Source organism: Sphingobium sp. LSP13-1-1.1, from assembly GCF_040676415.1.
Taxonomy (GTDB): Bacteria; Pseudomonadota; Alphaproteobacteria; order Sphingomonadales; family Sphingomonadaceae; genus Sphingobium.
In genome coordinates, this window is sequence record NZ_JBEGHU010000001.1 from 222,499 (window position 1) to 248,238 (window position 25,740).

Annotated in this window: 20 protein-coding genes; 6 read left to right on the forward strand and 14 right to left on the reverse strand. The window is 58.6% G+C overall.

Features of this window, described 5'->3' with window-relative positions:
• Position 1 precedes the first annotated feature (1 nt).
• From MRBLSP13_RS00900 to MRBLSP13_RS00915, 4 genes are all read right to left on the reverse strand, one after another.
• Positions 2 to 799 carry an enoyl-CoA hydratase-related protein gene (locus MRBLSP13_RS00900; protein WP_363736087.1) on the reverse strand — a complete coding sequence of 266 codons (798 nt, stop codon included), beginning with the start codon at positions 797 to 799 and terminating at the stop codon, positions 2 to 4.
• Positions 800 to 896: 97 nt separating this feature from the next.
• The gene (locus MRBLSP13_RS00905) at positions 897 to 2,069 is read right to left on the reverse strand and encodes a thiolase family protein (protein WP_363752120.1); all 1,173 of its coding nucleotides are present in this window, start codon (positions 2,067 to 2,069) and stop codon (positions 897 to 899) included.
• A 28-nt stretch (positions 2,070 to 2,097) separates the two neighbouring features.
• On the reverse strand, positions 2,098 to 3,231 hold the full coding sequence (locus MRBLSP13_RS00910; RefSeq protein WP_363736091.1) for an acyl-CoA dehydrogenase family protein: 1,134 nt from the start codon (positions 3,229 to 3,231) through the stop codon (positions 2,098 to 2,100).
• A 109-nt stretch (positions 3,232 to 3,340) separates the two neighbouring features.
• On the reverse strand, positions 3,341 to 4,099 hold the full coding sequence (locus MRBLSP13_RS00915; RefSeq protein ID WP_363736093.1) for a short-chain dehydrogenase/reductase: 759 nt from the start codon (positions 4,097 to 4,099) through the stop codon (positions 3,341 to 3,343).
• 158 nt (positions 4,100 to 4,257) lie between these two features.
• Here MRBLSP13_RS00915 and MRBLSP13_RS00920 point away from each other — a divergent pair, with 158 nt between their 5' ends.
• Complete coding sequence (locus tag MRBLSP13_RS00920) at positions 4,258 to 5,070, forward strand: SDR family NAD(P)-dependent oxidoreductase (protein WP_363752123.1); 813 nt, start codon at positions 4,258 to 4,260, stop codon at positions 5,068 to 5,070.
• Between the two features lie 426 nt (positions 5,071 to 5,496).
• On the opposite strand, the gene MRBLSP13_RS00925 is transcribed toward MRBLSP13_RS00920, so the two are convergent.
• The 7 genes from MRBLSP13_RS00925 to MRBLSP13_RS00955 form a co-directional block, all read right to left on the reverse strand.
• Entirely contained in the window at positions 5,497 to 7,923 is a 2,427-nt protein-coding gene (locus MRBLSP13_RS00925; RefSeq protein WP_363736096.1) for a TonB-dependent receptor, read from the reverse strand.
• A 547-nt stretch (positions 7,924 to 8,470) separates the two neighbouring features.
• Complete coding sequence (locus MRBLSP13_RS00930; RefSeq protein WP_363736098.1) at positions 8,471 to 8,899, reverse strand: YybH family protein; 429 nt, start codon at positions 8,897 to 8,899, stop codon at positions 8,471 to 8,473.
• A complete protein-coding gene (locus MRBLSP13_RS00935) occupies positions 8,889 to 10,946 on the reverse strand; it encodes a 3-hydroxyacyl-CoA dehydrogenase NAD-binding domain-containing protein (RefSeq protein ID WP_363752125.1) in 2,058 nt (685 codons plus the stop codon). Before MRBLSP13_RS00935 ends, MRBLSP13_RS00930 begins: the two co-directional genes overlap by 11 nt.
• 61 nt (positions 10,947 to 11,007) lie before the next feature.
• Positions 11,008 to 11,982: an acyl-CoA dehydrogenase family protein gene (locus tag MRBLSP13_RS00940; protein WP_363736102.1), complete on the reverse strand. Its 975-nt coding sequence runs from the start codon at positions 11,980 to 11,982 to the stop codon at positions 11,008 to 11,010.
• Between the two features lie 5 nt (positions 11,983 to 11,987).
• Positions 11,988 to 13,142, reverse strand: coding sequence for an acyl-CoA dehydrogenase family protein (locus MRBLSP13_RS00945; RefSeq protein WP_363736104.1), 1,155 nt, complete (start codon positions 13,140 to 13,142; stop codon positions 11,988 to 11,990).
• 88 nt (positions 13,143 to 13,230) lie between these two features.
• On the reverse strand, positions 13,231 to 13,731 hold the full coding sequence (locus MRBLSP13_RS00950; protein ID WP_363736106.1) for an aromatic-ring-hydroxylating dioxygenase subunit beta: 501 nt from the start codon (positions 13,729 to 13,731) through the stop codon (positions 13,231 to 13,233).
• A gap of 14 nt (positions 13,732 to 13,745) precedes the next feature.
• Positions 13,746 to 15,041: an aromatic ring-hydroxylating oxygenase subunit alpha gene (locus MRBLSP13_RS00955; protein WP_363736108.1), complete on the reverse strand. Its 1,296-nt coding sequence runs from the start codon at positions 15,039 to 15,041 to the stop codon at positions 13,746 to 13,748.
• A gap of 663 nt (positions 15,042 to 15,704) precedes the next feature.
• Here MRBLSP13_RS00955 and MRBLSP13_RS00960 point away from each other — a divergent pair.
• The 5 genes from MRBLSP13_RS00960 to MRBLSP13_RS00980 all read left to right on the forward strand — a co-directional run bounded on the left by MRBLSP13_RS00960 (position 15,705) and on the right by MRBLSP13_RS00980 (position 22,179).
• Entirely contained in the window at positions 15,705 to 16,514 is an 810-nt protein-coding gene (locus MRBLSP13_RS00960) for an alpha/beta fold hydrolase (RefSeq protein ID WP_363736110.1), read from the forward strand.
• A 226-nt stretch (positions 16,515 to 16,740) separates the two neighbouring features.
• The gene (locus tag MRBLSP13_RS00965; protein ID WP_363736112.1) at positions 16,741 to 17,544 is read left to right on the forward strand and encodes a crotonase/enoyl-CoA hydratase family protein; all 804 of its coding nucleotides are present in this window, start codon (positions 16,741 to 16,743) and stop codon (positions 17,542 to 17,544) included.
• Positions 17,545 to 17,672: 128 nt separating this feature from the next.
• Entirely contained in the window at positions 17,673 to 18,860 is a 1,188-nt protein-coding gene (locus tag MRBLSP13_RS00970) for a CaiB/BaiF CoA transferase family protein (protein WP_363736113.1), read from the forward strand.
• Positions 18,861 to 18,978: 118 nt separating this feature from the next.
• On the forward strand, positions 18,979 to 19,788 hold the full coding sequence (locus MRBLSP13_RS00975; protein WP_363752127.1) for an SDR family NAD(P)-dependent oxidoreductase: 810 nt from the start codon (positions 18,979 to 18,981) through the stop codon (positions 19,786 to 19,788).
• 195 nt (positions 19,789 to 19,983) lie between these two features.
• Entirely contained in the window at positions 19,984 to 22,179 is a 2,196-nt protein-coding gene (locus tag MRBLSP13_RS00980) for a molybdopterin-containing oxidoreductase family protein (protein ID WP_363736115.1), read from the forward strand.
• Positions 22,180 to 22,340: 161 nt separating this feature from the next.
• On the opposite strand, the gene MRBLSP13_RS00985 is transcribed toward MRBLSP13_RS00980, so the two are convergent.
• The 3 genes from MRBLSP13_RS00985 to MRBLSP13_RS00995 form a co-directional block, all read right to left on the reverse strand.
• The gene (locus tag MRBLSP13_RS00985; RefSeq protein ID WP_414714686.1) at positions 22,341 to 23,201 is read right to left on the reverse strand and encodes a MaoC/PaaZ C-terminal domain-containing protein; all 861 of its coding nucleotides are present in this window, start codon (positions 23,199 to 23,201) and stop codon (positions 22,341 to 22,343) included.
• A gap of 115 nt (positions 23,202 to 23,316) precedes the next feature.
• Positions 23,317 to 24,072 carry an SDR family oxidoreductase gene (locus MRBLSP13_RS00990; RefSeq protein ID WP_363752129.1) on the reverse strand — a complete coding sequence of 252 codons (756 nt, stop codon included), beginning with the start codon at positions 24,070 to 24,072 and terminating at the stop codon, positions 23,317 to 23,319.
• 591 nt (positions 24,073 to 24,663) lie between these two features.
• Complete coding sequence (locus tag MRBLSP13_RS00995) at positions 24,664 to 25,392, reverse strand: TetR/AcrR family transcriptional regulator (RefSeq protein ID WP_363752131.1); 729 nt, start codon at positions 25,390 to 25,392, stop codon at positions 24,664 to 24,666.
• Positions 25,393 to 25,740: the final 348 nt, after the last annotated feature.

Here is a 25,740-nt window from a genome sequence, read left to right on the forward strand (position 1 = left end):
CCTAGCGATAAGGAGAGAAGTCTGGCCTGCGCTTTTCAATGAAGGCACGTCCCCCCTCTTCCTGTTCTCCGGTTTCAAAAAAGTTGGGCGCCACCTCTGTCACCACGTCAGAAACATTTTTGCCCATATATGGCAGCATGTGATCCTTGAAGGATGACTTGACCGTCTTGAGCGCCGTAGGGCTGAGAGCGAGCAATTCATCGCACCACTTCCTGACTTCGGCGTCGAGTTGTGCCGCTGGAACAACCGCGTTGACCAGTCCCCATTCGAGCATTTGCGCGGCCGTATAGCGCCGGCACAGCATCCACATCTCTCTTGCACGCTTATGGCCTATGATGCTGGCGAGATGCGAGACGACATATCCTCCCGCGGGCGACGCCACGCGGGGGCCGTTCTGCCCGAATATGGAGTCTTCCGAAGCGATCGTGAAATCGCAGAAATAGTGGAGATGATGGCCACCCCCGACTGCATATCCCTTCACCCGCGCGATGACCGGCTTCAGGCAGGAAATGATATCTTCGCCCAGCCTCCAGTCATGTCCCTTCAAACCACCTTCAACTTCCCACTCGATGTCCCCACCAGCGCTGAACGCCTTGTCCCCTGCCCCCGTCAACACGATGACCCCGACCGCGCGATCGTCGCCGGCCCGTGCGACCGCATCGCGCAGCTCGTCGATTGTATGCCCGTTGAATGCGTTCAGCTTTTTCGGTCGATTTATGACGATCGTGGCAACACTGTCCGCAACATTGTAAAGAATATCGCTATAGCTGCCGGCTTCATCTGCTTTATGATCGTTCATTGCGCTGTCCTACTCGCTCGAACGGACCAGCAATCCGACGCCAGATGCGCCCGGAACCGGCCGGCCCTCTTCCGGTTTTGTCGCACTGCCGGCCTGGCTAAGCCTCACAGCGCTCGATAATCGTCGCCGTCGCCAACCCGCCGGCGCAACAGATGCTCTGAAGGCCAAACCTGCCGCCGCGACGTTCAAGCGCGTTGAGCAAGCTTGTCATAATCCGTGCCCCCGAAGCTCCCAAAGGATGGCCAAGAGCGATTGCGCCTCCGTTCACGTTCAGGCGATCGTGACCGACGCCATGTTCCTTCATCCAGGCCATCGGCACGGTCGCAAACGCCTCATTGACTTCGAAAAGATCGATATCTGAAAGGCTCAACCCGCTGCGCTCCAAAATCCTGCTCGTCGCGGCGACAGGTCCGGTCAACATGAGTTCGGGGTCCGAACCGACCACCGTGATGGCCCGAATCCGGGCACGGACCTTCAATCCCCATCGATCGGCAGCAGCTTGCGAGGCCAGCAGGACGGCCGCTGCGCCATCGCAAATCTGGGAAGAATTTCCAGCCGTCACCCGTCCATCGTCACGGAAGCTGGTTTTCAATGTTGCCAGCTTTTCCCGACTCGTGTCCCGGCGAATGGTTTCGTCGACCAAGACTGTGTCAGTGGCTTCCAAGTCCCGTTCGACATATTCGGCAAGATTAACCGGATTGATTTCGCCATCGAAGTCCCCACGATCAGCTGCGGCGGCCGCACGCCGGTGGCTTTCAATGGCGAAATCATCGATCTGATCGCGCGTGAATCCGTAACGGTCGGCAATCTTCTCGGCGGCCTCACCCTGCGAAGTCAGATTAAAACGATCTGTCAATCTCCAGCCAAACACGTCTCCATGCAGGGCACGGTTGCTGCCCATGGGAACCCGCGTCATATTCTCCGCGCCGCCGGCAACGACGATGTCAGCCAGGCCGCTGGTGATTTCGCCTACTGCAGTGTGAATCGCGGCCTCGGAAGCTCCACATTTGCGATCGACTGTCATGCCTGGGATATGCTCTGGCCATCCGGCGCTGAGCAGCGCCGTCCGCGCAATATTCCCGCATTGTTCCCCAATCTGGGTAACGCAGCCGAACACAACATCGTCGACATGGTCCGTCGAAAGGCCATTTCGATCAACGATCGCACGCAGGACATTTGCCCCCAGATGATCGGCGCGCACGCCGGAGAACGATCCCCGAAAACGGCCGATCGGAGTCCGAATGGCATCAACTATCACTATTCCCGTCATATAGCTTCACCTTGAACAGGCCGGCATGTCAAAGCGTGCGTGCTATGATCTCGCGCATGATTTCTGACGTTCCGGCGTAAATGCGCATGACACGGGCGTCACGCCAGGCGCGACTGACGACGAACTCGTTCATAAAGCCATAGCCGCCATGCAGCTGGACCAGGTCATCGAGGATCCGGTTTTGCATCTCGGCGCCCATCAACTTGGCCATGGCTGCGCGATCCGCGCTGAGTTCGCCACGCAAAAACTCCGCAAGGCAGTCATCCACGAAAGCCCGCAGCATCTCCAGCTGGGCACGCGCATCGGCCAGCTTGAATTTGGTATTCTGAAACGAAAACAGTGGAGCTCCAAATGCGCTTCGGTCCTTCGTATATTCGACCGTCCGCTCCAACATGGCCTCGATCGAGGCAGCCGCGCGGATCGGCACGATCATCCTTTCCTGCGGCAATTCGGACATCATGTAGGAGAAGCCCAGATTTTCCTGGCCGAGCAGATAATGTGCCGGGACGCGAACATCTTCAAAGAACAGTTCGGCAGTATCCTGCGCAAGGAGACCGATCTTGTCGAGTTTCCTGCCCTTCGTGAAGCCCGGCGTACCTTCCGGAACCACGATCAGCGATACGCCCTTGCGACCCGCGGAGGGATCAGTCTTGCAAGCAAGAATGATCAGACCACAATTTATACCATTGGTAATGAAGGTCTTTGAGCCGTTGATGACATATTCGTCGCCCTCGCGACTGGCCGTCGTCCTTATGGCCTTTACGTCGCTCCCGGTTCCGGGCTCCGTCATGCCCAGGGCTCCAATAGCCTCTCCCGCGATCAGCCGCGGCATCCACTCCTGCTTCAGTTCTTCTGTGCCGAACTTCGTAATATAGGGAGTAACCACATCGCTGTGCATCGAGAAGCCGAGCCCAGTCGCGTTCTCCCGGGCAAGTTCCTCTATTATCACGGCGGCAAACCCGAAGTCACCTCCAGCACCGCCATATTCTTCGGGAGCCATGGGGCATAGCAATCCCCATCTGCCGGCTTCGCGCCACACGTCGCGCGGTACCAGGCCTTGCTTCTCCCATTCAAGATGATGCGGCACAACATGTTGTTCGAGAAACGCGCGAACTGCATCCCGAAACATTTCGTGCTCGGCGGTAAATACAGTCCGTGCCAAGTCACTCTCCAAATCCTAGATTTAATTCACAACCTGCATATATCCCATGGCGGCTTGATGACGGGGTCCGTCATCTATTCAGCGCTGCCCTCCATGGGCGCAGTCTTGATCAGACATAGCCCCCGTCAATCGTCAGTATCGTTCCGGAAGTGTAACCGGATAGAGGTGAAGCCAAAAAGGCCACAGCGTCACCGATTTCCTCCGCCTTCGCAGCCCGACCGAACGGCAGGTGGGAAAAGAGTTCCTCCCATCGATTGGCGCTGCCGAGTTCTCGCTCCGCTCTTGCCTGCATCATCATCTTGACGCGATCGGTCTGAACAAATCCGGGATTGATGCCAACGACCCGAACACCGTCGTGGAAAGATGCGCGACCCATGGCTTTGACAAACCCCATGAGCGCCGCATTTCCTGCCGATCCGGCAATATATTCAGGAGGAAAACGTTCACCTCCTGCACCGATGACGTTGATGATGACGCCCTGACGCTCGGCAAGTTGCTTGTAAAACTTCTGGGTCAGCGCGAAGTAGCCAAAGACCTTCAGATCCCAGGCCGATCTCCAACGCTGCATATCGATCTCTTGCAAGGATCCCGGAGGAATCGCGCCGGCATTGTTAACCAGGATGTCCACTGCACCGCACTGTGCAACCAATGCATCCTGATCGCCCTCACGACTGAGATCGCAAGCAATGCCGTCGGCAGTGATACCAGCAAACCTCAGTTCCTGAACGGCCCGATCAAGCACGTCACCATCCCGTGCCGCGATCACAACTTCGCACCCTTCCCTACCGAGGGAGAAGGCAGCAGCAAGGCCAATTCCCTTCGAGGCTCCGGTAATCAGCGCCCTCTTGCCCGCCAGCCTCAGATCCATCTGCGCATCCTTATCCTCTCAAATTCATGGTCGGGCAGCACCGCGCGACTACGTCTCGCCGATTGCCACCTCCCATCTTCGTAGATCGACAATAAGGCATTTATAATCTAGCACAAGCGTTCTAACTTGCTTTCTCAATTTTTGACGAGGAGAGATTTATGAAGCTCGATGGAAGAGTGGCCATCATTACCGGAACCAGCCCGAATATCGGCGGAGGTATCGCAGAAGCGCTGGCGGCGGCCGGCGCGTCTATCGTCGCGGTCGACGCCCAGCAGCAGAATGCCGACGGTTGCGCCAACGCGATCAGGGCAGCCGGTGGATCGGCCATCGGGATCGTTTGCGACGTCACGGACGATGCAGCCGTCAAGGCAGCCGTTGACAAGGCAATGGAAACCTACGGTCGCGTCGATATCCTCGTCAACAATGCGGCCTATTTCCACGAACGAACCGTCGCTGAGATGGAATTGCCCGGCTGGCGCAGGGTGATCTCTGTCATTTTGGACGGATCATTTCTCTTCACGAAATATGCCGCAGCCAAGATGCTGGAGGGCGACCGAGGCGGCGTTGTCATCAACGTGATCTCGACCACCGGTCACCAAGGTGCTCCCGGCAACATTGCCTACGCCACCGCCAAGGCCGGAATGCTGAATTTCACGCAAAGTGCAGCGATGGAATTCGCTGCCCAGAATATCCGGGTCGTCAGCCTGACGCCGACTGCAACAAGTTTTGAAGAAAAGCCTGCCCGAGCCAAGCGTTGGAACGTCGATGTCGGTTCGATGGATCACGTCGGCCCCATGAGCCAGAAATACGCTAAGCGCATCCCCCTGCAGCGATTGCCGAACGCGAGTGATTACGGTGCCGCAGCCGTCTTTCTGGCATCAGACGACGCTTCGATGATCACGGGCATCGACCTGCGCGTCGATGGCGGCGCCGTTGCCCGCTATTGGGCGTGGGATCCTAGCAATCCCTGAACCTTCGCATTGCCTTCGCATGTCGTCATTGGTCGATATTGACCGAAGCGCGATAGATTGAAATTTTCCGCTGACGGCTTGCTGGTGGTGAGGAATATCCCTGGCCATCATCAGGTCAACTCCGCCCCGTCATGATGGACATGGCGCGTTAGAAACCTGTCTGGGAAATCTCCCCAGACAGGTCAGCACCGGATCGCAGAATCCATCCGGCTTTCCATATGCCCTGACGCGACCTTGAGCGCGCGCCATTAAGTCAAACGCAGGTTCGATGCTTCAAACAATTGTTTTCGCCTTGTCCAACGCGAAAAACCGCAGCAGGCATGTGCGACTGCCAATCCCGTAACGTCAGTTCGCGAACGCTTTCCAGTCGCAATGAAAAGACCCCGCATCGCCGATGCGGGGTCAAACAGCCTTATGAGATGGCCATCAAAACTCTGAGGGTCTCAGCGTTATCCGAAGCCAGATTTCCCGCCCCCGGGAAACCGACCCTTCGTAATCCGCCAAAGTGCCCACTGTGGTACCGGTGCCGCCGCCAGTACCCGGGGACTGGAATCCGACGTTGAGGAACTGCTTGTTGGTCAAATTGCGGCCAATGATCGCAAATTCCATGCTCTTCGATTTCGAAGCAAAGGTCAGGCTCGAGTCCAGGAGAAAACGCTTCGGCGTTATGCCAATCGGGCTCAGTTCCTGGGAAACATATTGACTGGATGTATAGACGCCGTTGGCGTTGAACGTTGCATTCCAATCATCCGCGATCGGCGTTTCGTAGCTCATTCCCACGCTGCCGCTGAACTTCGGCGCACGCGGCAGAGGTCGTCCCAGGAACTGCTGCGTGTTGCCTGCGCCCACGCAACCCGCTGCGATGGTCTGCCCGGTATAGCATGGCCCGAAAAAGCTAGATGCGTAACGGGCCGAATTATAGGCGGCGGACCCCGTCAATGAAAGCCCGGGTAGAGCATTGGGCGAAAAGGTGAAGTCGCCCTCCAGACCCTTAATACGCGCAGATGACGCATTAAGTATGGAGATTGTCACGGCGATCGGATCAAGACGGCTAAGCTGAAGATCCTTATAAAGGTAGGAATATGCCGCCAGATTCACGCGAAGCTGCCGATCGAGCAGCAAGGTTTTCAACCCAACCTCGAAACCCTTCGCTTTTTCGGGCGCGTAACTGTTGTCGATCGAGGTCACTGCGGGATTGGCAAGCGGCGCATTGAACGCTGTCGCGCTGATGTTGTAGGATCCAGCCTTGAACCCTTCCTTGTACGATCCAAAGAGGTTGAAAAACGGACTCGGCTTGTAGGCCAGCGTCAGCTCTGGCGACCAGTTGCTGAACGTGCGGGAAGGCCTTGAGAACTTGTTCGGCAAGCCATTGGGAGGCGTGATGTCCTGACTCTTCTTGTCCTGAGAATATCTCACGCCCGCCGACAAGCTGATCGCATCGATGATATCCCAGCCCATCTGACCGAAGACGGAATATGTTTTGCCCTCAATCGGGAAATACCAGACCGGCGTAAGTGGAACGATGACGGGAGCGGCGCGGGTGCCGGCATTCCTTACAACCTGCTGCTCGAAATTGAGGCTGTCATCCTGATAGAACCCACCGAGCATCAAATTGATCGGCGAATCGGGGCTATTGTAGGTAAGCCGAAGCTCCTCGCTGAATGTATGCTTTTTAAATCGTCCCTGATCACCCAGGAAAAACGGCCTGCCCGACGATGTTGAATCCAATGCGCTTTGCCGGATACTGTAGAATCCGGTTACCGAATTCATTGTGACGGAATCATTAATTTTATATTCGATGTCGCCCGAAAGCAGAAATTGAGTCGCCTTGTAATAGGCACTATCCGAATCCCAGCGGGGATTGCCGGTTGCGGCTCGCGCAAGGGCAGAAGGAATGCGAGCTAATGAAATCCTGTTGTCGGCCTCGCAATCGCCGATGCCCGGCAGTGAAGCTGTGCCGGCAGGAACCCCGGCGGGACACCCAACCTTCTGGTTTGTTCCATAGCCACCATTTTCGTGCACATGATGATAGGTGCCGCGAAGCTTGACCGTCAATTGATCGTCCGGCTGCCAGTTCAGGCTTAGACGGGTCGCTTCCTCGTCGGTCCCAGGTGCATATCTGGACGAAGGGTCAGGATCGGTGTTGCGGAAATAGCCCCGCTGCCGCGAGAAGCGCCCGGCAAGGCGCATGTTGAGAGTATCGGTGACGGGGCCGGAGACATATCCTTCGAGATCCACCTGTCTGGCGTTGAATTCATAAGCTCCGCTGATTTGCGCCTTGAATACATCGGTAGGCTCAGCGCTGCGGATGGATATGATGCCGCCACTGGAATTTTTGCCGAAAAACAAGGCTTGCGGACCTTTGAGGATCTCCACCTGACCAATGTCAAATGCCGAAATGCGCAACACCGACCCGTAACTGACCGGCACGCCATCGATATTGATTGTAACGGCACCCTCAGCACCAGGATTGGATGTCGGACTGGAAACACCACGAAGTGCCAGAATGCCGCCATAGGACCCATTGGCAGCACCTATGGAAAGCTGAGGAGTAAGCTTGGCGACATCAACAAGGTTTGTCACGTTGAAGCGCGCCAGTTGCTCGCCCGAATAAGCGCTGAGCACGACTGGTGTCTGCAGCGATGTCTCGCTGCGACGTCGCGCGGTGACAATAATGTCGTGAGCATCTGCAATATCACGAGCACCCGGTGAGTTCTGCTGAACCTCGTTTTGCTTCGAACCTTGCGAATCTGCCACGGCAGAATCTGATACCGCCGTCTCTGCAAAGGCAGGCGCCGCGAGCAGTGAAAGCGCCAATATTTCCAAGCTGACGATTCCGATCTTTCCTTTCAAAAGTCCTCTCCCCATTAATTTATCGTCCTGTCGTCGAACTTGTCGTTCGCGATCATGATCGAATCACATCGAAAGCGACCGCCGGCTTGAACCTTCAAACCGGTCCAAAAAGATAACGCCCGGTCAAATCCAAATCCACGATACGCACACATTATCATAAGAACAAGTGTATTAGACATTGGCGAGGAGTTTTGTTTTCCCATCTCCGTTGAAAAGGGGCGCATGCGCTGGATTCGGTATGCCCACGGAGGCGGACAGGCCTTTTTGAAAGTGAGGCGCGCCTCTTTCGGCGAGTGTCGCTGCGGCTGCTCCATAGACCTTGTCAGGCTTCTGCTCATCCATCAGCTGATCAGGCAAACCAAATCCATCTCCCGTCCCAGCAGGTTCACACCTTAAGGTAACAAGCCACATTTAGGACATGACCGGGACAGATCATCATATCTAGTTCATTTGTCCTATATTGCGCGATTGTCGGACAGCGGGTCAGGTCACATACCGTATCAAGCGCCGCATGCGCCAAAGCGTTATCAGCAAGCCGTCGAGGTGATCATTCTTGCGTGGGCAGCTCCCGGCGCGACGCATGATGTGATGCGATTTGCCATTTCGCGTTGGATCCGACGAGTACCCAACTTATGCCGAAGCGCCAGCGAACCAGCTCCCCTTCTAGCTCCAGGCCGAAATAGGCCAGGCCGCCGGCACTTATAACCGATGGCGTAATGACTCTGAATTCCTGCCAATCGAAACTGATCGTTTTCAATGACGACAGCGGTGCAAGCTCGAAATATTCTGCCACGCCCCGCTGGCCGATGTACATCTCCGGCAGCGACCCGAAGAAAATCGCGTCCTGCGTGTAGAGATCGATCAATCCGGCGCGATCTCCCCCGAGGCCAAGTCTTGCCCAATCTGCGGCCATTTGCTTGACTATCGCCTCAGCGTCGACATCGGGATTAACCGGAAGAGAAGCTTCAGCGCACATCGGTGAAGCCCTTATTCCCGACGATCAATCGCTCGATCAGCGGCGATGGTGCAAATGCTGCCCCATGCCTTGCCTCAAATGCCTGCAGCTTGGCGAGGATTTGCGGCAGACCCTGCTCATCGGCCCAGAACATTGGCCCACCGCGGTATCGCGGCCAGCCATAGCCATTGATCCATACCGTATCGATGTCGGAGGCTCGCTGCGCGATGCCTTCGTCAAGAATCTTCGCGCCCTCGTTCACCATTGCCAGCAGGCAGCGATCGAATATCTCCGCGTCATCGACCGCGCGGCGGCTTATGCCCTGTTTTCGCGAGAAATCGATCGCCGCCCGCTCGGCGGCGGGTGACGGCGTGGCACGACGATCGGCATCATAGTCGTAATAGCCGCCGCCGCTCTTCTGGCCATGGCGACCGGCCTCGTTCAACACTTCGCGCAGCGTCGATGAGGCCGATGTTTCGCGTTGCCAGCCTACATCAAGGCCGGCAAGGTCGCGCATCGCAAAAGGCCCCATGGCAAAGCCGAATTCCTGAATGACCCGATCGACGTCCCACGGCATCGCCCCTTCCGCGACGAGCGAGTCGGCCTGCACATGGCGAGCCGCGAGCATCCGGTTGCCGACGAAGCCATATCCATTGTTGACGACCACGCCCACCTTGCCGATCCGCCGAGCGAGATCGATGGCGGTGAGCAGCACATCGGCGCCAGTCTTTTCGCCGCGCACAATCTCCAACAGCCGCATGACGTTGGCGGGTGAAAAGAAATGGAGACCCACCACCCACTCTGGCCGGCTCGTAGCGGACGCGATCGCATCAATGTCGAGATAGGAGGTATTGGTGGCAAGGATTGCGTGAGGCTTCACGACCGCGTCGAGCTGGCTCATCACCTCCTGTTTGACCGTCATCTGCTCGAACACCGCCTCGATCACGAGGTCGCAATCGGCAAGCGCCTGCAGATCAAGCGAACCGGATAGCAGCCCCATCCGCTTTTCCACCTGCTCAGTAGTAAGCCGGCCCTTCTTCGCGCTCGTCTCATAGTTGCGGCGGACCGTGGCGAGACCGCGATCCAGCGACTCCTGCCGCGAGTCAACGAGGATCACGGGGATGCCGACATTGGCGAAGTTCATCGCGATGCCACCGCCCATGGTGCCGGCGCCGACCACACCCACTTTCCTGATCGGCAACGTCGATCCGTCGGTCGTCAGTCCGTCTATCTTGGCCGCCTGCCGTTCCGCGAAGAATAGGTAGCGGAGCGCGGCAGATTGCTGGCCGCTGATCAATCCATTGCACAGCTCGCGCTCTCGCACCAGCGCATCGTCGAACGGAAGGGTGGCCGCCGCCTCGATTGCGCGGATGATCGCCTCTGGCGCTTCCAGATTTCGGAACGTCCGATGATTGGCCTTTCGGAAGGCGTCAAAAATGCCAGCCTCGGCCTCCAATGGCCGGTCGCGAATTTTCACCAGCGGCGCACCGATCTTGCCGCGTGCAAACGCAATCGCTTCACCGCGCAGGTCGTCCCCCGGTATCAGAGCATCGACCAGTCCGATCTCGGCGGCAACGTCGGCCGTAATTGGGTCGCCAGAAGTGATCATCTGGAGGGCACGTTCGACCCCAGCCACTCGTGGCAGCCGCTGCGTGCCGCCCGCCCCCGGCAGCAGGCCGATCTTGACCTCGGGCAGGCCAAGTTTTGCCGTCGGCACTGCGACGCGGTAATGTGCCACGAGCGCGAGCTCCAGCCCACCGCCGAGTGCGGTGCCATGGATCGCGGCCACGATCGGCTTGGTCGCATTCTCGATGATCGACTGCACTTCAGGCAAGAGGGGCTGGATCGGAGGTTTGCCGAACTCTCTGATGTCGGCGCCCGCAAAAAAGGTACGGCCGGTGCACAGCAGAACAATGGCAGCCACGGCCACATCAGCGACAGCCTGGCGCATTGCAGCCGCAATACCTGCCCGCACCGGCGCACCGAGCGCGTTGACCGGAGGCGAGTCGACGGTGATGACGGCCACGTCACCTTCCCGGGTCAGGGTCGTCACCTCATTGATCTGCATGTAAGCTCCTCACGAAATTCGACACAGGACGCAAGGCACAGGGCGGGTGAACAACCGCTCCCTACGCAGCCATTGCAGCGCCATCTGCCTGCAAGTGAGTACGGACAAAGTCCGCGCTCGTGCCGCCGCATTGTGAAATCCGCGCCGCACCGACCCGCGTGGCCCAGTATCTTTCAGAGCCGAATGCAAGCTGCCACTGCTTGACGCGCCTGGTCAGCAACTGGAGATCATATTCCTCTGTCACCCCGATTGCACCGTGAACGGCGTGAGCGATGGCACTGACCTGATGCGAGGCCTCGCTGGTGCGGCACTTGGCAAGAGCCACCTTGAGCGGATCGAAATGTGCGCCGCTCATTCCCAGATTGGCCGCGACCTTCGCGGAAACCACCTGTTCCGCCATTATAGCCAATTGTTGCTGGATCGCCTGGAACTTCCCGAGCGAGCGCCCGAACTGCTGCCGCTGCTCGGCATATTGCAGTGAGAGATCGAGCAGCCTGCGCATCGCCCCCGCCATCTTCGCCGCGGTGAGACCGGCAGCAATCACTTCGAGGTCAATGCCGCCGGCCTCGATCGTGGCGATCGGATCAGATTCCGTCGTCACCTGCCCGCCCAGCGCGTCAAACGGATCCGGCTGGATCACCTGCCTGGGCAGAAGAATGATCGCCGCCTCCCGCATTGCCAGGACATGTGTCGCGACGGCTGCAAGCGGAACAATCGGCGAGGGCGGCGCCAAGACGATTATTGCCCCTTCCGGCGCGGCTACTCCACGCGCGTGAAGCAGCGCTCGGGCGACGACCGTCTCCGCAAAGGGTACGGGCAGACAAAAGGCACCGCACTCGGCAACAAGCGGGAAGATATCCGCCAATGTCAGCGCGCTGCCGCCCACATCTTCCGGCAGCAATGCGTCCAGGAAGCCTGATCGCTCGATTTCCTGCCAGATTTGCGAAATGTCGCCGCTCGCCTGAACGGCACGCACCTGCGCGGGCGTGGACAGGTCCGCGAGCATCCGCCGGAACGGCTCAACCAGAATGTCCATATCCATCATCGCAGTCCCAGCCCCCGCGCAATCATTCCCCGCAGAATTTCCCGCGTGCCGCCGCGGAGCGAGAAAACATGATTCAGCTGAAGCAGAACCGCGAGCGTTCGCAGCAATTCCGGATCGACCGTTCGCTCCGGCGTCGATGCGATGGCGTCGGCGATGACGTTCGGGATAAGCTGCTCCAACTCCGTTCCGGCATCCTTGAACAGGGCGGCCTCGATGAGCGGCGATTCGCCGATCGCCAGCTGGCCCGTGATCGCGACCGACATGGCGCGGAGCACCGCCAGCCGGGAAATCAGACTGCCCAACAAGGCTATGTCTGCGGGGTCTGCATCCGCGCCCAGCATCGATGCCCACAAGTCAAGAAGAACCAGGCTGGAATAGATGCGTTCGGGGCCGCTGCGCTCGAACGCCAGTTCCGCGTTGACCTGCGTCCAACCATTTCCTTCGAGACCGACCAACGCGTCGTCGGACAGCAGAACATCCTCGAAATGCACTTCGCTGAAATCGCTTTCTCCAGTCCCCAGCTTGATCGGACGCACAGAGACGCCCGGCTGCGACAGATCGATGATGAACTGCGAGAGCCCCTTCTGGCGGTCTTCCGGCGTGCCGGACGTACGTACCAGCGCGATCATGTACTGCGATTCATGCGCGTAGGTCGTCCAGATCTTCGATCCGTTCAGGCGCCATCCACCGGGTTCTTTCACCGCCCGGGTTCGCACGCTGGCAAGGTCCGACCCCGCATTTGGTTCGCTCATGCCGATGCAGAAGAATATTTCGCCACGGCAGATGCGCGGCAGAAAAGTCTGGCGCTGCGCTTCGCTGCCGAACTTGATCAGGAGCGGCCCGCTCTGGCGATCGGCGATCCAGTGCGCCGCGATCGGCGCGCCTGCCGCCAGCAGCTCCTCGACCAGGACGAAGCGGCTGAAGCTATCCTTTCCCGCGCCGCCATATTCCTTCGGCAAGGTCAGGCCCAGCCAGCCACGCTGCGCCAGTGCGCGACTAAAATTCGCATCGAAACCCGTCCATGTCCGCGCACGTCGGTGCGGGGGCATATTCGCCAGCGCGTCGGCAAGAAATTCCTTGATCGGCGCGCGCAGCGCCTCGGCCTCAGGCGGCACCGCGGTTAGCGGAAAGGCGTCCAGAATGGTCGTCATAAGGCCGGTTCCATCGCGTCCCGCTGCCAGTCCGAACAGGTGTCAGAACAACTCATCCGACACACTGAAAGGACGTACCACGGTCGCGTCAAAGAATGATGCTGATCTTGCCGTGGGGCTGAAGACTGTTCATGCCAAGCATGATCCGCTTGGCCCGGATCAAAAGATCCTCGCCTTCATCGACGAATGTGTAGGCAGCATGGCCGATATAGGTATCGGTTATATTGTTTTTCGAGCGATAGGTGACAAAGCTGCACATCACCTGCGTGCCGCTTTCGTCGCCCCCTTCGATCCGGACGTTACCGATCATCCGAACATGGGCCGAGCGCGGCCACTCGGCATACGCGGTCATCTTCAGCAGACGGTCGACCCGGTGGCGCAGCCGTGCATGATCATCCGCAATATAGAACAGGCTGCTGTCCGGTCGGGCGTCGAGCCCCTTGCCGAATGTCGGCACCTCATATGTCGCATCCGGCGCAAAGAGCGCAAACCACTCCTCAAGCCGCCATTGGTCGAGAAGCGCGGCTTCCCGATAAAGAAAGTCCTCATAATCCGCACGCGTGCGCGGCCGCTGAACCGCATCTGCCATAACATCCCCCATGATCATCGCCCACCCTGGATGCGACGGTTCCACTCGCGCCAGAAGGTTCGCATCTGCGACTCGTCGTCGGCGCGCGGTTGATCACGCAACATTCCGCGGGAGATATCATTCCAGGGCGCAAACTTTGCCGAGGCGTAGCCACGTTGCGCGCATTCCAGCGCCTCGACATCGTCCGGCGTGGCAAAACCGCCCGGCCCGAGAAATTCGAGAAAATTGTTAAGACGGCGATGGCGCGCCTCCGGCGCTTCCCCGACTGGCGCGAGCGCCCAGGAACGGACCAGCATCAGATCGGGCTGGACCGGATAAAAGGTGCGCACCGTGATCGCCATGATATCGTTGATGACCAGATTGGGGAAAAACCCCGCATTTCTGTCGCGATCCGCGATGCGCAACGCAAGTTCGGGGCCGACCCGCTCGTTCAACTCAGCCACCATCGCGGCTTCCTGCGCCTTCCCCTCTTCCCCCCAGGTGGGAATCGATCGGGCGACCGGCCGGCCCCAAGGTGCCCTTGCTTCCGTGAAAGCATGGCCTTTCGGGAACGTGTGCGCCCGGTTGATCTCCTGAAGGGTCTTGATGTCGGCGAGCGTTTCCGGACCCAGCTCGGCCATCAGATAATCGAAATAGGTCTCATGAGTCTCTGCCGCGTGATAGCCGTCATAACTGTTCTCGAGCAGCAGCTTCCAGTTGGCCCGGATAGAATATTCGTGCGTTCCGCCAACAATCTCCATCCCATTGGGCGAATGGTCGGACACGATGTCGAGGATCTGGATGGCATCGCCCAGGAAATCCGCCAGCGGCTCGGCGTCGACATCATAGTTGATGAAGAAGAAGCCACGATGGGATTCGAGCCTTGGTACCTTCGGCAGATCGACGTCGCCCGCACAGTTGAACGATTCAGGATAGGTACCGGGAGTGGACCTGGTCGCGAACTTCCCGTTATTGTTGAACGCCCAGCCGTGATAAAAGCATTTGAAGCTGATCGCATTACCTGTTGGTTCGCGAACGACCTGCGCCCCACGATGCGGACAGGTATTGAAGAAGGCCTGAAACTCGCCCTTGCGGTTGCGATTGAAAATCAGCTCCCGCCCGGCGACGCTCCGGGTCAGGAAGTCATTGGGCTTCGCAAGTTCCGAAGCATGACCCAGATAGAGCCATGCACGATCGAAGATTCGCTCCCGCTCCAGTTCCAGCACTTCCTGGCTGGTAAATGCGTTACGGTTGACCTTGAAGACACCCGCGGCCGGATCGTCCACGATCCAGCGGCCATTGTGCTCATCAGGTTTCACAACACCCGACATATTCCTCTCCAACTATCACCGCTGCGGCCTCACGCTTTGCGGCACTGCCAGAACAATCGCATACCGCCCGATCGAAACCATTTCTAGAACGCTTGTTCTTTCTGTGCCTTTCTTGAACCCTGTTGAACTGTTCGTCAATCCCTCCGCCGGAAGATCGCTCGTCAAACGACCCGATAGCGAGCCGTAACCGACAGATCGGATCATCGCATTCCCATGCACGCTGGCGCGGCGGACCGCAGGCAGAACATATCGACCCTGAAAACAGCTTTCGCACAGAGGCAACCAGAAATCGGCCGTCTCTCACATGCCAATGGAGGCAGAGCGCGCGCAAGGCGGCAGGGCGCGCGATTATGCATCGGAAATAGATTTCAAAAAAACACTTGTCATTTGGTGACCTACAAGAGAAAGTGCCCTCGGATAAAACATACGACCTATCGAATGGAGGCGGAGGATCTTGAAGGCTCGCAAGGGCATTCCAGCTTAGTCGAAGCATCTCGACATGACGAGAGACTGGGGTTTGCAACCCCGTGCCCCGACTATGTCTCCGCATCACTGCCGCTGGCGCAGTTGCCGACGATCGGCCGATTCGTCAGTCACGAAAGTTCGGTCAGGCACAGTAATCCGTAGCGCGCAAGATAACAGGGATAAAAGTAGGAGCTTATCATGGAATTTGAAAAGAAGTTCGTTCAGGTGGACGGTGCCCGCATCGCTTATGTGGACATAGGCGAAGGCAAGCCGACAATCCTGCTACAAGGTGGCGGCCCTGGCGCCAGCGGCATCAGCAACTATCGCCGCAATGTCGACGAACTGTCGAAGAGCCGCAGACTGATCATCCCCGATCTGCCGGGCTATGGCGACAGCGAGGACAAGCTTGGCTTCCATGAAATCTACAAGGCCCTTGGAGAATTCCTGATCCATTTCCTGGATGCGCTGGGCCTCGACAAGGTCGATTGCGTCGGCAATTCGCTGGGCGGCATGACGACCGTGGGCGCATTGCTGCATTCCTCGCACCGCATCAACAAGGCGGTCCTCATGGGGCCGGGTGGCTTCCAACCCGTCTTCACGCCGATGCCGACAGAGGGCATGCGCCGGATGGGGGTCGTCAACGCCAGCGACAATCCTACGCGCGAGCAAATGCGCGGCGTGATCGAACTACTCGTGAATGACAGCTCGTTCATCACCGACGAATTGCTTGATGAACGCGTCAAGGCGGCGTCGAATCCGAATCGGTTCAAGCCGTTCGCCCGTTCGTTCGGGGAAATGTGGCGCGAGGATCTGGGCAGCGTGAAGAATGAAATCCTGGTGATGTGGGGTCTCGAGGACCGGGTCTGCCCCGTCGACATGGCGCCGGGCATCATCAAGGCATTCCCCAACGCGTCGCTCCACCTCCTGCCTAATTGCGGCCACTGGGTACAGTGGGAGAAGCCCGACGATTTCAACAAGCTGGTGGCGTGGTTCTTCGACCGCAATTAACGCCCATCTGTTACCTAAGGGAGTGCGCTTCTGGCGGGCTCCCTTACGACGCGTGTGACCTTGATCCCTTTCATGTGTCCGATGCGAACGCTGCCACGGGTCATGGGCCGTGAATCGCTCGCCAGTTACCTGGGATTGGCACCTCAGCTTTTCATTCGCCGGACCGCGTAACCAATGGGCGGGTGCATGCAATTTCGATCATGGCCCCCGGGACCAAGAGGCTTCAATGGAAGATTTTCTGCTTTACGAAAAAAGCGGCGGCGTCGTTACCCTGACAATGAATCGGCCCGAAACGCGCAATGCACTCTCGACGCCCGAGATCTGCGCCGAATTCGTCGATCAGCTCAAGGCGATCGAACGTGACCCATCCGCAAACGTCGTCATTCTGACGGGGGCTGGCCCGGCTTTCTGCGCTGGCGGCGACATCAAGAAGATGCGTGACCGTTCCGGCTTTGCTCCGATGAAAACGGTCATCGACACCCGCGACAGCTATCGCAACACCATCCATCTCGTCGCAAAGATGTTCAATGGGCTGGAGGTGGCGGTCATTGCGGCGATCAACGGCCCCGCAATCGGTGCGGGCCTTGACCTGGCATGCATGTGCGACATGCGGATCGCAGCACAGTCTGCACGATTCGCAGAATCCTTCATCAAGGTGGGCATCATCCCCGGCGATGGTGGCGCATGGTTCCTTCCCAGGATAATCGGTATTTCCAGGGCCAGCGAACTGGCTTTCACAGGCGATATGATCGACGCTCAGGAGGCCGAACGCATCGGCCTCGTCTCGCGCGTGGTCGAAGATAGCGAACTGATGAGCGCCGCCCGCGCCCTGGCATCGCGTATCGACGCCAATCCCGGTCGAACACTGCGCATCACGAAGCGCCTTATCCGCGACAGCAGTCAGCTGTCACTGGACCACCATCTGGAAATGGCGGGGGCGTTCCAGTCCATTATCCATGAGACCGAGGATCATCGAGAGGCCCTGGATGCGCTGCTTGAGAAGCGGAAGCCGTCATTCAGGAATGTTTGAGGGTCGGTGAACGGATTTTCTTGTCCGCGCGTCATCGGCTGCCATCTGGCGATCGATGATGGCAGCGTCGTTATCGTCGGGCCACTCGTCGCCTGACAGGGAAAAAATAAAGGTGAAAGGCACGCAACATGGCTGACGGAGTCGACGAGGGGCCGCTTTCAGGCATCAAGGTCCTGGAGATCTCTCAAATGGTGGCCGGCCCTTTGGCGGGAACCATGCTTGCCGATTTGGGCGCGTCCGTCATCAAGATGGAGGATTTCCGCGGGGATCCCTATCGGAATGTCGAACCGCAATATAAGGGAATGTGCTCGCGCTTCTTCGCGGTCAATCGTCATAAACGAAGCATACAACTCGATCTGAGGAGCGAGGAAGGGCACGAGATCGCGCGGTCCCTGGCCAAGGATTGCGATGTCTTCCTGGTGAATTCCCGGCCGGAGGCAATGAAGCGCCTGAAGCTCGATTATGAAAGTCTCCGGATGTTAAATCCCGGCATTATCTACGTTCTCATCAGCGGCTTCGGTCTGGACGGCCCCTATGCCGATCGCCCCGCCTACGACCAGGTGATCCAGGCAATTACCGGCGCCATGTATCTTCAAAATCCGGAGGGGCCACCCATGCCTCTCCGTTCCTTCTTCGTCGACAAGTTCGCCGCCACGGCGGCCGCCAGCGCGATAACGACAGCCCTGTATCGTCGCGAGAAAAACGGAGGCAAAGGCCAGTTTGTCTCGGTACCTTTGATGAAGACCTTCGGCTTCCTCAATCTCGTGGACAATTTGTACAATCACTGTTTCGTCAATGGCGACCAGCAATCGCCGCACATCAACGCGATGCGGCCTATCAGAAGCGCCGATGGCACGTTCATGGGCTATTTCCAAACCGATGCCCAGTTCGAACTGATTTGCCGCGTTCTCGGCGTTCCGCATCTGCTGGAGGATGAACGCTTTACGAACCCTATCATGCGGGTCCGAAATATTGGTGCCGTCTGGCAGGAATTGGAAAAGGGCTCGATCAAAATCACTTCCGACGAACTGGAAGCGCTGGCGATCGAGCATGGCTTGCCCATCGCCAAGGTCAAATCCGTCGATGAATTCCTCGAGGACGAGCAGGCTCGCTACCTGGAATGCGTAAAGGAATATGACACCGACGAATATGGCCCTGTTCGCGCCGCCTCTTATCCGGTGGACTTTTCCGAAAGCCCAGCGGTCGTAAAGGGTACCGCCCCCCGTCCGGGCGAGCACACAGATCAGGTTCTTCGTGAAGTCGGGTTTGACGATGACGGCATTGCCCGCCTGCGCGAAGCAGGAGTCGTGCGTTGACCGATCCACAACTTGCGCAATCACCATGCAGAAGCTCAATCGCACATCGGCCCGTCTGCATGAACATAATACGATCGATTTACTATATATCGAACGACGGCAATATCGGGAGTAGGCCATGAAGCTGGAAGGGAAAGTGGCGATCGTCACGGGGACCAGCCCCAACATCGGCGGCGGGATCGTCGAGGCGCTCGCCGGCGCCGGTGCCGCGATCGTGGCCGTGGATGCAAAGAGCGAAAATGCGGACTGTTGTGCCGCGGCGATCATCGCTGCAGGTGGTCGCGCGATCGGCATCACCGCCGACGTGACGAACGAGGACGAAGTCCGCGCCGCCGTACAGCGAGCCGTAGCCGCTTTCGGTCAGATCGACATTCTTGTGAATAACGCCGCCTTCTTCAATCAAAAATCCATTGCCGACATGCCCTATGCTGAATGGCGCAAGCAGAACTCGGTCATCCTCGACGGCGCGTTCCTCTTTACGAAATATGCCACGGCCGAAATGATGCCGCGTCGGACCGGTGTCGTCATCAACGTGATCTCGACAGCAGGCCATCAAGGCCAGCCGGGGAATATCGCCTATACGACGGCCAAGGCCGGCATGTTGAACTTCACGCAGGCGGCCGCGATGGAACTTGCCGCTCATGGCATCCGGGTGGTCAGCCTGACGCCTACGGCAACCGAGACGGGCGAAATGGTGGAGCGCGCCGAGCGATGGAAAATGGACCTTGGCCCGCTGCCGGATTACACCGAGATCACAGCGATGTTCGCCAGAAGAATTCCCATGAAGCGTTTACCCAAGCCCAGCCATTATGGGGCTGCAGCGGTCTTCCTCGCTTCAGACGATGCAGCGATGATCACCGGAACGGATTTGCGGATCGATGGCGGTGCTGTCGCCCGTTATTGGGCGTGGAATCCAACGGACGGTTGAACCCCGACTATCGGCGGCGCCTGGCGTCGCTCATTGCGGTGCGATGCCCGAACGCCCGATCATGACGAGCATCCGTTAAACAAGGCGATCGGCTGGGCTGGGCGATTAGATCACTTGTTTTACAGCGGAAATCACGACAGATTATGCACAGGCCGAGTCCCATGCAGGATCGGTGCAATATGAGGATGCCCGACGATGGAAGCGCTCTCCTTGACGCATGGGCCAGGCGAATATGCCTCGTTCTGCCGAATCTGCACTGCCGGCTGCGGCGTCCGCCTGACGGTCGATGAAAAAGGGCATATCATCCGTATCGTAGGTGACGACCAGAATGAACTGTCATCCGGCTATGCATGCTTCAAGGGGCTCCAGTCCGGTCTTGCGCACCGCGATCCGCAACGCATCCGGCGCCCGCTAAAACGGCAACCCGATGGCAGCTTCCGCGAGATCGGGATCGAGCAGGCGCTCGACGAGATCGCGGTCCGTATTGCCGATTTGATGGGTCAGTCCGGGCCCAATGCGATTGCGCTGTTCGCAGGCAACGGTTCCATGATGAACCAGTCCGCAGTCGGCATGAACCGCCATTTCCTGCACGCAATAGGATCGGAGCAATATTTCACGACGATCACGATCGATCAGTCCGGGAAGATGGTCGCGGCGGGCCGAACAGGCACATGGGGCGCCGGTGCGGTCGATCTCGATGACATGGATGTGCTGTTGCTGTTCGGGGTGAATCCGTTCATCGCGCATTCCACCATGTCGGTATTGGGAGTCGATCCGATCAAGCGGCTGAAGCGCGCGCGGCAACGCGGTTTGAAGCTGGTCGTGGTGGATCCACGGCGCACGGAAACGGCTGCGCAATCGGACCTTTCCTTTCAACCCTATCCGGGTGAGGACGCCGCCATCGCATCGGGCCTGATCCGACTGATCCTCGCGGAAGGTTGGCATGATGCAGAATTTTGCCGGCAATATGTCGGCGAGGAACGCTTGGCGGCGCTTCGCGACGCGGTCGATCCGTTTACACCACACATTGTGGAAGCACGGGCTGGATTGGAACCGGGGGCGCTGTGGGCGATCGCGGACATGTTCGCATGCCAGAACAAGCGCGGCCCCGCCATGACCGGTACCGGCCCCAACATGTCGCAATATTCGAATCTGGCCGTTCACATGGTCCAGTTGCTGAACGTGATCTGCGGCCGTTTTCCTCGGGCGGGTCAAAAAGTCACCTCTGTCGACATGCTCAATCCTGCCAGGGACATGTACGCGGAAGTCGTTCCCGCATCGCGTCCGTGGGAAAAGCATCCCGCCAGCCGCATTCGCGGCGCAGGTAATTTCTTCGGCGAACGCGTATCGGGTACGCTGACGGACGAAATATTGACAGCCGGGCCGGACCAGATCCGCACCCTGATCGTCGATGGCGCCAACCCGATGACATCGCTACCGGATCGCGACAAAGCCTATAGCGCGTTGCGCTCCCTCGACATGCTCGTCGCGATCGACACATGGCACACCCCCACGACCCAGCTTGCCGACTACGTCCTGCCAGCAAAGCTTCAATATGAGCGACCGGATATGTCGCCGGGACATCCGGCGCTCAAATTCTATCCAGGCGCGTGGGCCCAGTTCACGCCGGCGATCGTCGCGCCTCCGAAAGACGCCGAGGTCGTCGATGACTGGTATGTGTTCTGGGCGCTGGCCCGGCGGCTGGGCGTCACGATCAATTTTGCCGGCATCCGCTCCATGGATAGCGATCAGCCCCCTTCCACGGAGGATCTGATAGAGATCCTGCTCGAGCGCAGTCAGACTTCGCTTGACGAGTTGCGCGCCTATCCGCACGGGCATCAGTTCCCGATCACGGATGCCGTCGTCAAACCGCCTCGCCAGGGTCATAATGCAAGATTCGACGTCATGCCGGCCGACGTGCTCGACGAACTGCACCGTTATCGAGCCGAACCCGTAGCGCAGCACCGTGCCGGGCCCGATCGCGAATTCACCCATTTATTGTCGTCGCGACGCATGCGCGATCTCTACAACAGCTATGGCGTCCTCATGCCGACGGTAAGAAAGCGCAACAAATATAATCCGGCCTATCTCAACAGCGAAGATCTGGAGCAGTTGGGATTGGCGGATGGCCAGTTGGTCGAAATCATTTCAGCCCATGGCCGAACCCAGGCAATCCTCAAATGCGATGATACGATGCGGTCTGGAGTGGTGGCGTTGAGCCAATGCTGGGGCGGCACGCCGGGAAAAGAAGACGTCATGGTTGACGGAAGCTGCGTCAATGCTCTGATCGACACCGATACGCATTTCGAGAGCATCAACGCGATGCCGCACATGTCGTCGGTCCCCGTCCGTTTCGAACCATCGCCGCAAAAAGCCAAAGCCGCGGCATGACACGCGCCGCGCGGCGACGATAAGCCGTTTGCCATTCATTCAACGTCCTGGTCCGCGGCGGCGCCAAGGGTCCTTACGGCTCCAGGTCCACATCGAACCCTGCTCTATGCTGGCAACGCTGGGCCATGGATCATCTCGCCCAATGCACCGCCAAGGAAATCTCACGCACCCGCCCGGATCACAACGCGGCCATCAGCAAACACGCATGCGTCTCGCTTCGGCACGCGGGCCTCGATATGAGCGCCGTCTGTCTCTCTCCAGAATGCCAACTGGATGGTGTCGCCGGGGAAAACCGGGGCGCTGAACCTGCCCGAAATTCCGACAAGCCGGCCGCCTTCGCTGCACAACGTCTTTTCCGCAAAGGCCGCGCACAGTCCATATGTTGCCACGCCGTGCAGGATCGGCTGCGGAAATCCAGCCTGCACTGCCGCTTCGGGTATCAGGTGAAGAGGATTCTGGTCCCCGGTGAGCGCAAATATCTGGGCGGCCTGCGGCGATGTCGGCACATTGACGACCAGATCTGGCGCGCGCTCCTTGACGCTGACCGGTTCCGCTTTTGCATAGGGCGGGGCACCGGCAACCTGATCGGACCGGCAAACAAAGGTCATCTGCATGGATGCATAATGGGTTTGCGTCTGCGCATCATATAATTCGCGGGTCATAGCGATCACGCAACCGCGGCCCTCTCCGCGATCGAACACGCCGCTCACGCGCGTTTCGCTCCTGACCGCCCCTTCGACCGGCAGCGGCGCATGCAAAAGCATCCCTTGACTGCCGTGCAGCATTCCCGAAAGCGTCGCTCCAAGTCCCATCGCATGAGGCCGTGGAGCGGCAAGCACGATGGCCATCGCTGGCAGGGCACGTCCCGGCGGAAGCGGTCCAAGGTGCCGACGCGTCCAATCGTCGGACGGGTCCAGGCCGCAGCCAACGCCCAGGGCGTAGATGCAGCTCTCCTTGGCCGAATAGCGCTGCTCCATGACGATAGGCGCCATGCCCATCAGCCTGTGGTAATCCATGATCATCAGGCCCTACCCCTCCTGAAAGACAGTGATCGCTCTTGGCAAGCGGGATCGCGCAAGCGAAACGGACGGACAGATGCCACCAGTTTGCGCCTGGCATGCCTCGCCCCTTTTACCGCTATCTGCGAGCACGGCTGAGCCCGCCGTCGACCGGAAGGAGAACCCCAGTCAGGTACGCCCCGGCCCTGGAACACAGATAGACGCAGGCACCGGCAATGTCGTCGGGCTGGCCCAATCGGCCCAAGGGTATCAGTTCGGGCATCTCTGCCATATGCGCCCTGTCGATGGCGGCCGTCATTCGCGTCGAAAAATATCCCGGCGCGATCGCGTTGACCGCGATATGCGATGCGGCCAGTTCCGCCGCCAACATCCGCGTCAGATGATGCACCGCAGCCTTGCTCGCCGAATAGGAAAAGGTCGGTCGCAATGGCAAGGCATGACCCGCGAACGAACCCAGGTTGACGATCCGGGCCGGGTCATCGGGCGTCGCTGCGTCGCGCAACAGCGGCAGCAATTCGCGGATGAGCGTGAAAGGCGATTGGACATTGATCGACATGAGGTCGGGCCAGCTCTGGTCAGCCAGTGTTTCGATCGGGCCTCCGGCGCTCTTGCCCGCGTTGTTGATCAGCACATGCAAAGGCTCACCCTTCGCCTTGACCTGATCGGCAAGCGCCACGGCGCCGTCGGAGTGAGACAGATCGGCGACCAGGCCGGTGCAATGACCGAATGCGCTGAGTTCCTCTACAGCCTGTTGACTGACCTCCGCCTTGCGCGAGGTGATCGTGACGCTCGCGCCGCGCCGCAGAAATTCCTGAGCGATCATGTGCCCCAGACCTTGAGCGCCGCCAGTGATGAGCACATGCTTATTTGTCAACGCAAACAAGTCGGACATGTCGATCCTCTCAATTTCTATAATGGGAAGCGATGATCAGGGACAAAGGAGTCCCGCAAGGAAACCTGCCACCCCATGGTAGTTCATTTGTTCTAATTGGCAAGATGCAGACTCTTGTTGGCGGGGATGGCATGGCGCTGATGGCGCATAGCAACGCAGCGCAGAATGCATGCCGCGGAACTCTGGTTGATTGTTGCGAAAAGGCGTTCCGCCCACAGCAAGGGTCAGGCCTGCGACAAAATAGAGATCATCCATTCCCTGCGCACGACACACGTGCACCCAATGCAAAGATCGAGCACAAGCACAAGCTTGGGCGCGTTGCGTTACGTCAAATCCCGCCGTTGAGTGAACGTGCTTTCAGGCGCCGCCTGTTGAAATCGTTACGTGCTGCCGCTTCCTCTTGGAGCACCAGCAACCCGTGCCCCGTGCGTCGCGATCGCCCCTATATCAAGGTGCGATGAGCTTGACTCATCAGCAGTTGGTAAACCCGCGTGCCACGCCCCGATTGTTACCAGTATGCTGATGCATCAGCGTCATGCATCTTGATATATGCGCCGACTGCGGCGACCCCGTCTAGTCGCTCCGCTTGGTCCTGCCTCTTTTTGGCGGTGCAGGATCTGGAGCAGCCTGCGGAATGCCCGCCTCGATCAGAGCTGTCGCGGTTTCGACAAGGTTGAGCTGCGGATCGGTCTCCGTCCACAAATCGCTACGCCGGCGGCTGGCCAGCCAGGCCTCACGCGCTGCCTCGACCGAGAGAGTATACCACGCGAAGAAGATCAGCCGTTGACGCAATACCGGCGCCGGAATGTGCTGGCAAAGGCCACTGATCAGTTGCAGCAGCCGCCGGTACACCAGGATATTCATTCTATCCAGATAGGATGCGACGTCCTTGCGGCGCACAAACATCACGCTGGCAAGAAATCGGATCGCGGTGGGCGAAGGGTCCGTGTAGATATCGGGATTTGGCGCGCGAACGATGATATCCACGACTTCACGAACGCTGGTCGGACCACCTTTTCGATCCAGTTCGGAAATGCGCTCGAACCAGACGACGCTCAGATCATTGAAAATCTCGTTGATCAGTTCAAGGACGAGTCCCTCTTTCGACTTGAAATAATAGTTGAGCGAGCCGCCATTCTTCGCACCCGCCGCCGCGACGATCTCACGAACCGTGACTGCTTCCAGGCCATGCTCGGCAAACAGCCGGCGTGCCGCAACCTTTATGTTTTTTCGCGTGTCCGTACGCTCGTCGAGCACATCCTGGGCTACTTTAGTCGAACGTGGCATCTTCACATGAACCATTGTTTGGGCGCGGGTCAGAAAAACGCGCTTGCGCGCGATATAGCGATTAGCCGAGCTCCGAGTAAAATGGAATGACAAAACGGCATTAATTTTGCGTTGCGCCCCATCCTCTGCACGAAAGCAGCGGCGTACATCATCGCTCGATCATGTCTCGGCTTCCTGACCGGATTTCCAGCTCATGGCGCGCGAGCCTCTTGACGTCCTGCCTGCGGACCAGCCGTCAGCGCGCGTGATAAAACGGTGCGGCGTGAACCATGCCTTCCCTATGCTCCGCATTGCGAATGTGATGACCCATGACCTCTTATTGACGCATCATGGAACCGCTGCCACTCACAGCCCTCAAAACCA

Coding starts and splice junctions, on each gene's coding strand:
- MRBLSP13_RS00995 (WP_363752131.1), bottom strand. CDS start 25,392: ATGGTTCATGTGAAGATGCCACGTTCGACTAAAGTAGCCCAGGATGTG.
- MRBLSP13_RS00940 (WP_363736102.1), bottom strand. CDS start 11,982: ATGGACATTCTGGTTGAGCCGTTCCGGCGGATGCTCGCGGACCTGTCC.
- MRBLSP13_RS00915 (WP_363736093.1), bottom strand. CDS start 4,099: ATGGATCTGAGGCTGGCGGGCAAGAGGGCGCTGATTACCGGAGCCTCG.
- MRBLSP13_RS00945 (WP_363736104.1), bottom strand. CDS start 13,142: ATGACGACCATTCTGGACGCCTTTCCGCTAACCGCGGTGCCGCCTGAG.
- MRBLSP13_RS00930 (WP_363736098.1), bottom strand. CDS start 8,899: ATGTGCGCTGAAGCTTCTCTTCCGGTTAATCCCGATGTCGACGCTGAG.
- MRBLSP13_RS00900 (WP_363736087.1), bottom strand. CDS start 799: ATGAACGATCATAAAGCAGATGAAGCCGGCAGCTATAGCGATATTCTT.
- MRBLSP13_RS00955 (WP_363736108.1), bottom strand. CDS start 15,041: ATGTCGGGTGTTGTGAAACCTGATGAGCACAATGGCCGCTGGATCGTG.
- MRBLSP13_RS00935 (WP_363752125.1), bottom strand. CDS start 10,946: ATGCAGATCAATGAGGTGACGACCCTGACCCGGGAAGGTGACGTGGCC.
- MRBLSP13_RS00985 (WP_414714686.1), bottom strand. CDS start 23,201: ATGATCATGGATTACCACAGGCTGATGGGCATGGCGCCTATCGTCATG.
- MRBLSP13_RS00970 (WP_363736113.1), top strand. CDS start 17,673: ATGGCTGACGGAGTCGACGAGGGGCCGCTTTCAGGCATCAAGGTCCTG.
- MRBLSP13_RS00905 (WP_363752120.1), bottom strand. CDS start 2,069: ATGACGGGAATAGTGATAGTTGATGCCATTCGGACTCCGATCGGCCGT.
- MRBLSP13_RS00960 (WP_363736110.1), top strand. CDS start 15,705: ATGGAATTTGAAAAGAAGTTCGTTCAGGTGGACGGTGCCCGCATCGCT.
- MRBLSP13_RS00920 (WP_363752123.1), top strand. CDS start 4,258: ATGAAGCTCGATGGAAGAGTGGCCATCATTACCGGAACCAGCCCGAAT.
- MRBLSP13_RS00980 (WP_363736115.1), top strand. CDS start 19,984: ATGGAAGCGCTCTCCTTGACGCATGGGCCAGGCGAATATGCCTCGTTC.
- MRBLSP13_RS00965 (WP_363736112.1), top strand. CDS start 16,741: ATGGAAGATTTTCTGCTTTACGAAAAAAGCGGCGGCGTCGTTACCCTG.
- MRBLSP13_RS00975 (WP_363752127.1), top strand. CDS start 18,979: ATGAAGCTGGAAGGGAAAGTGGCGATCGTCACGGGGACCAGCCCCAAC.
- MRBLSP13_RS00950 (WP_363736106.1), bottom strand. CDS start 13,731: ATGGCAGATGCGGTTCAGCGGCCGCGCACGCGTGCGGATTATGAGGAC.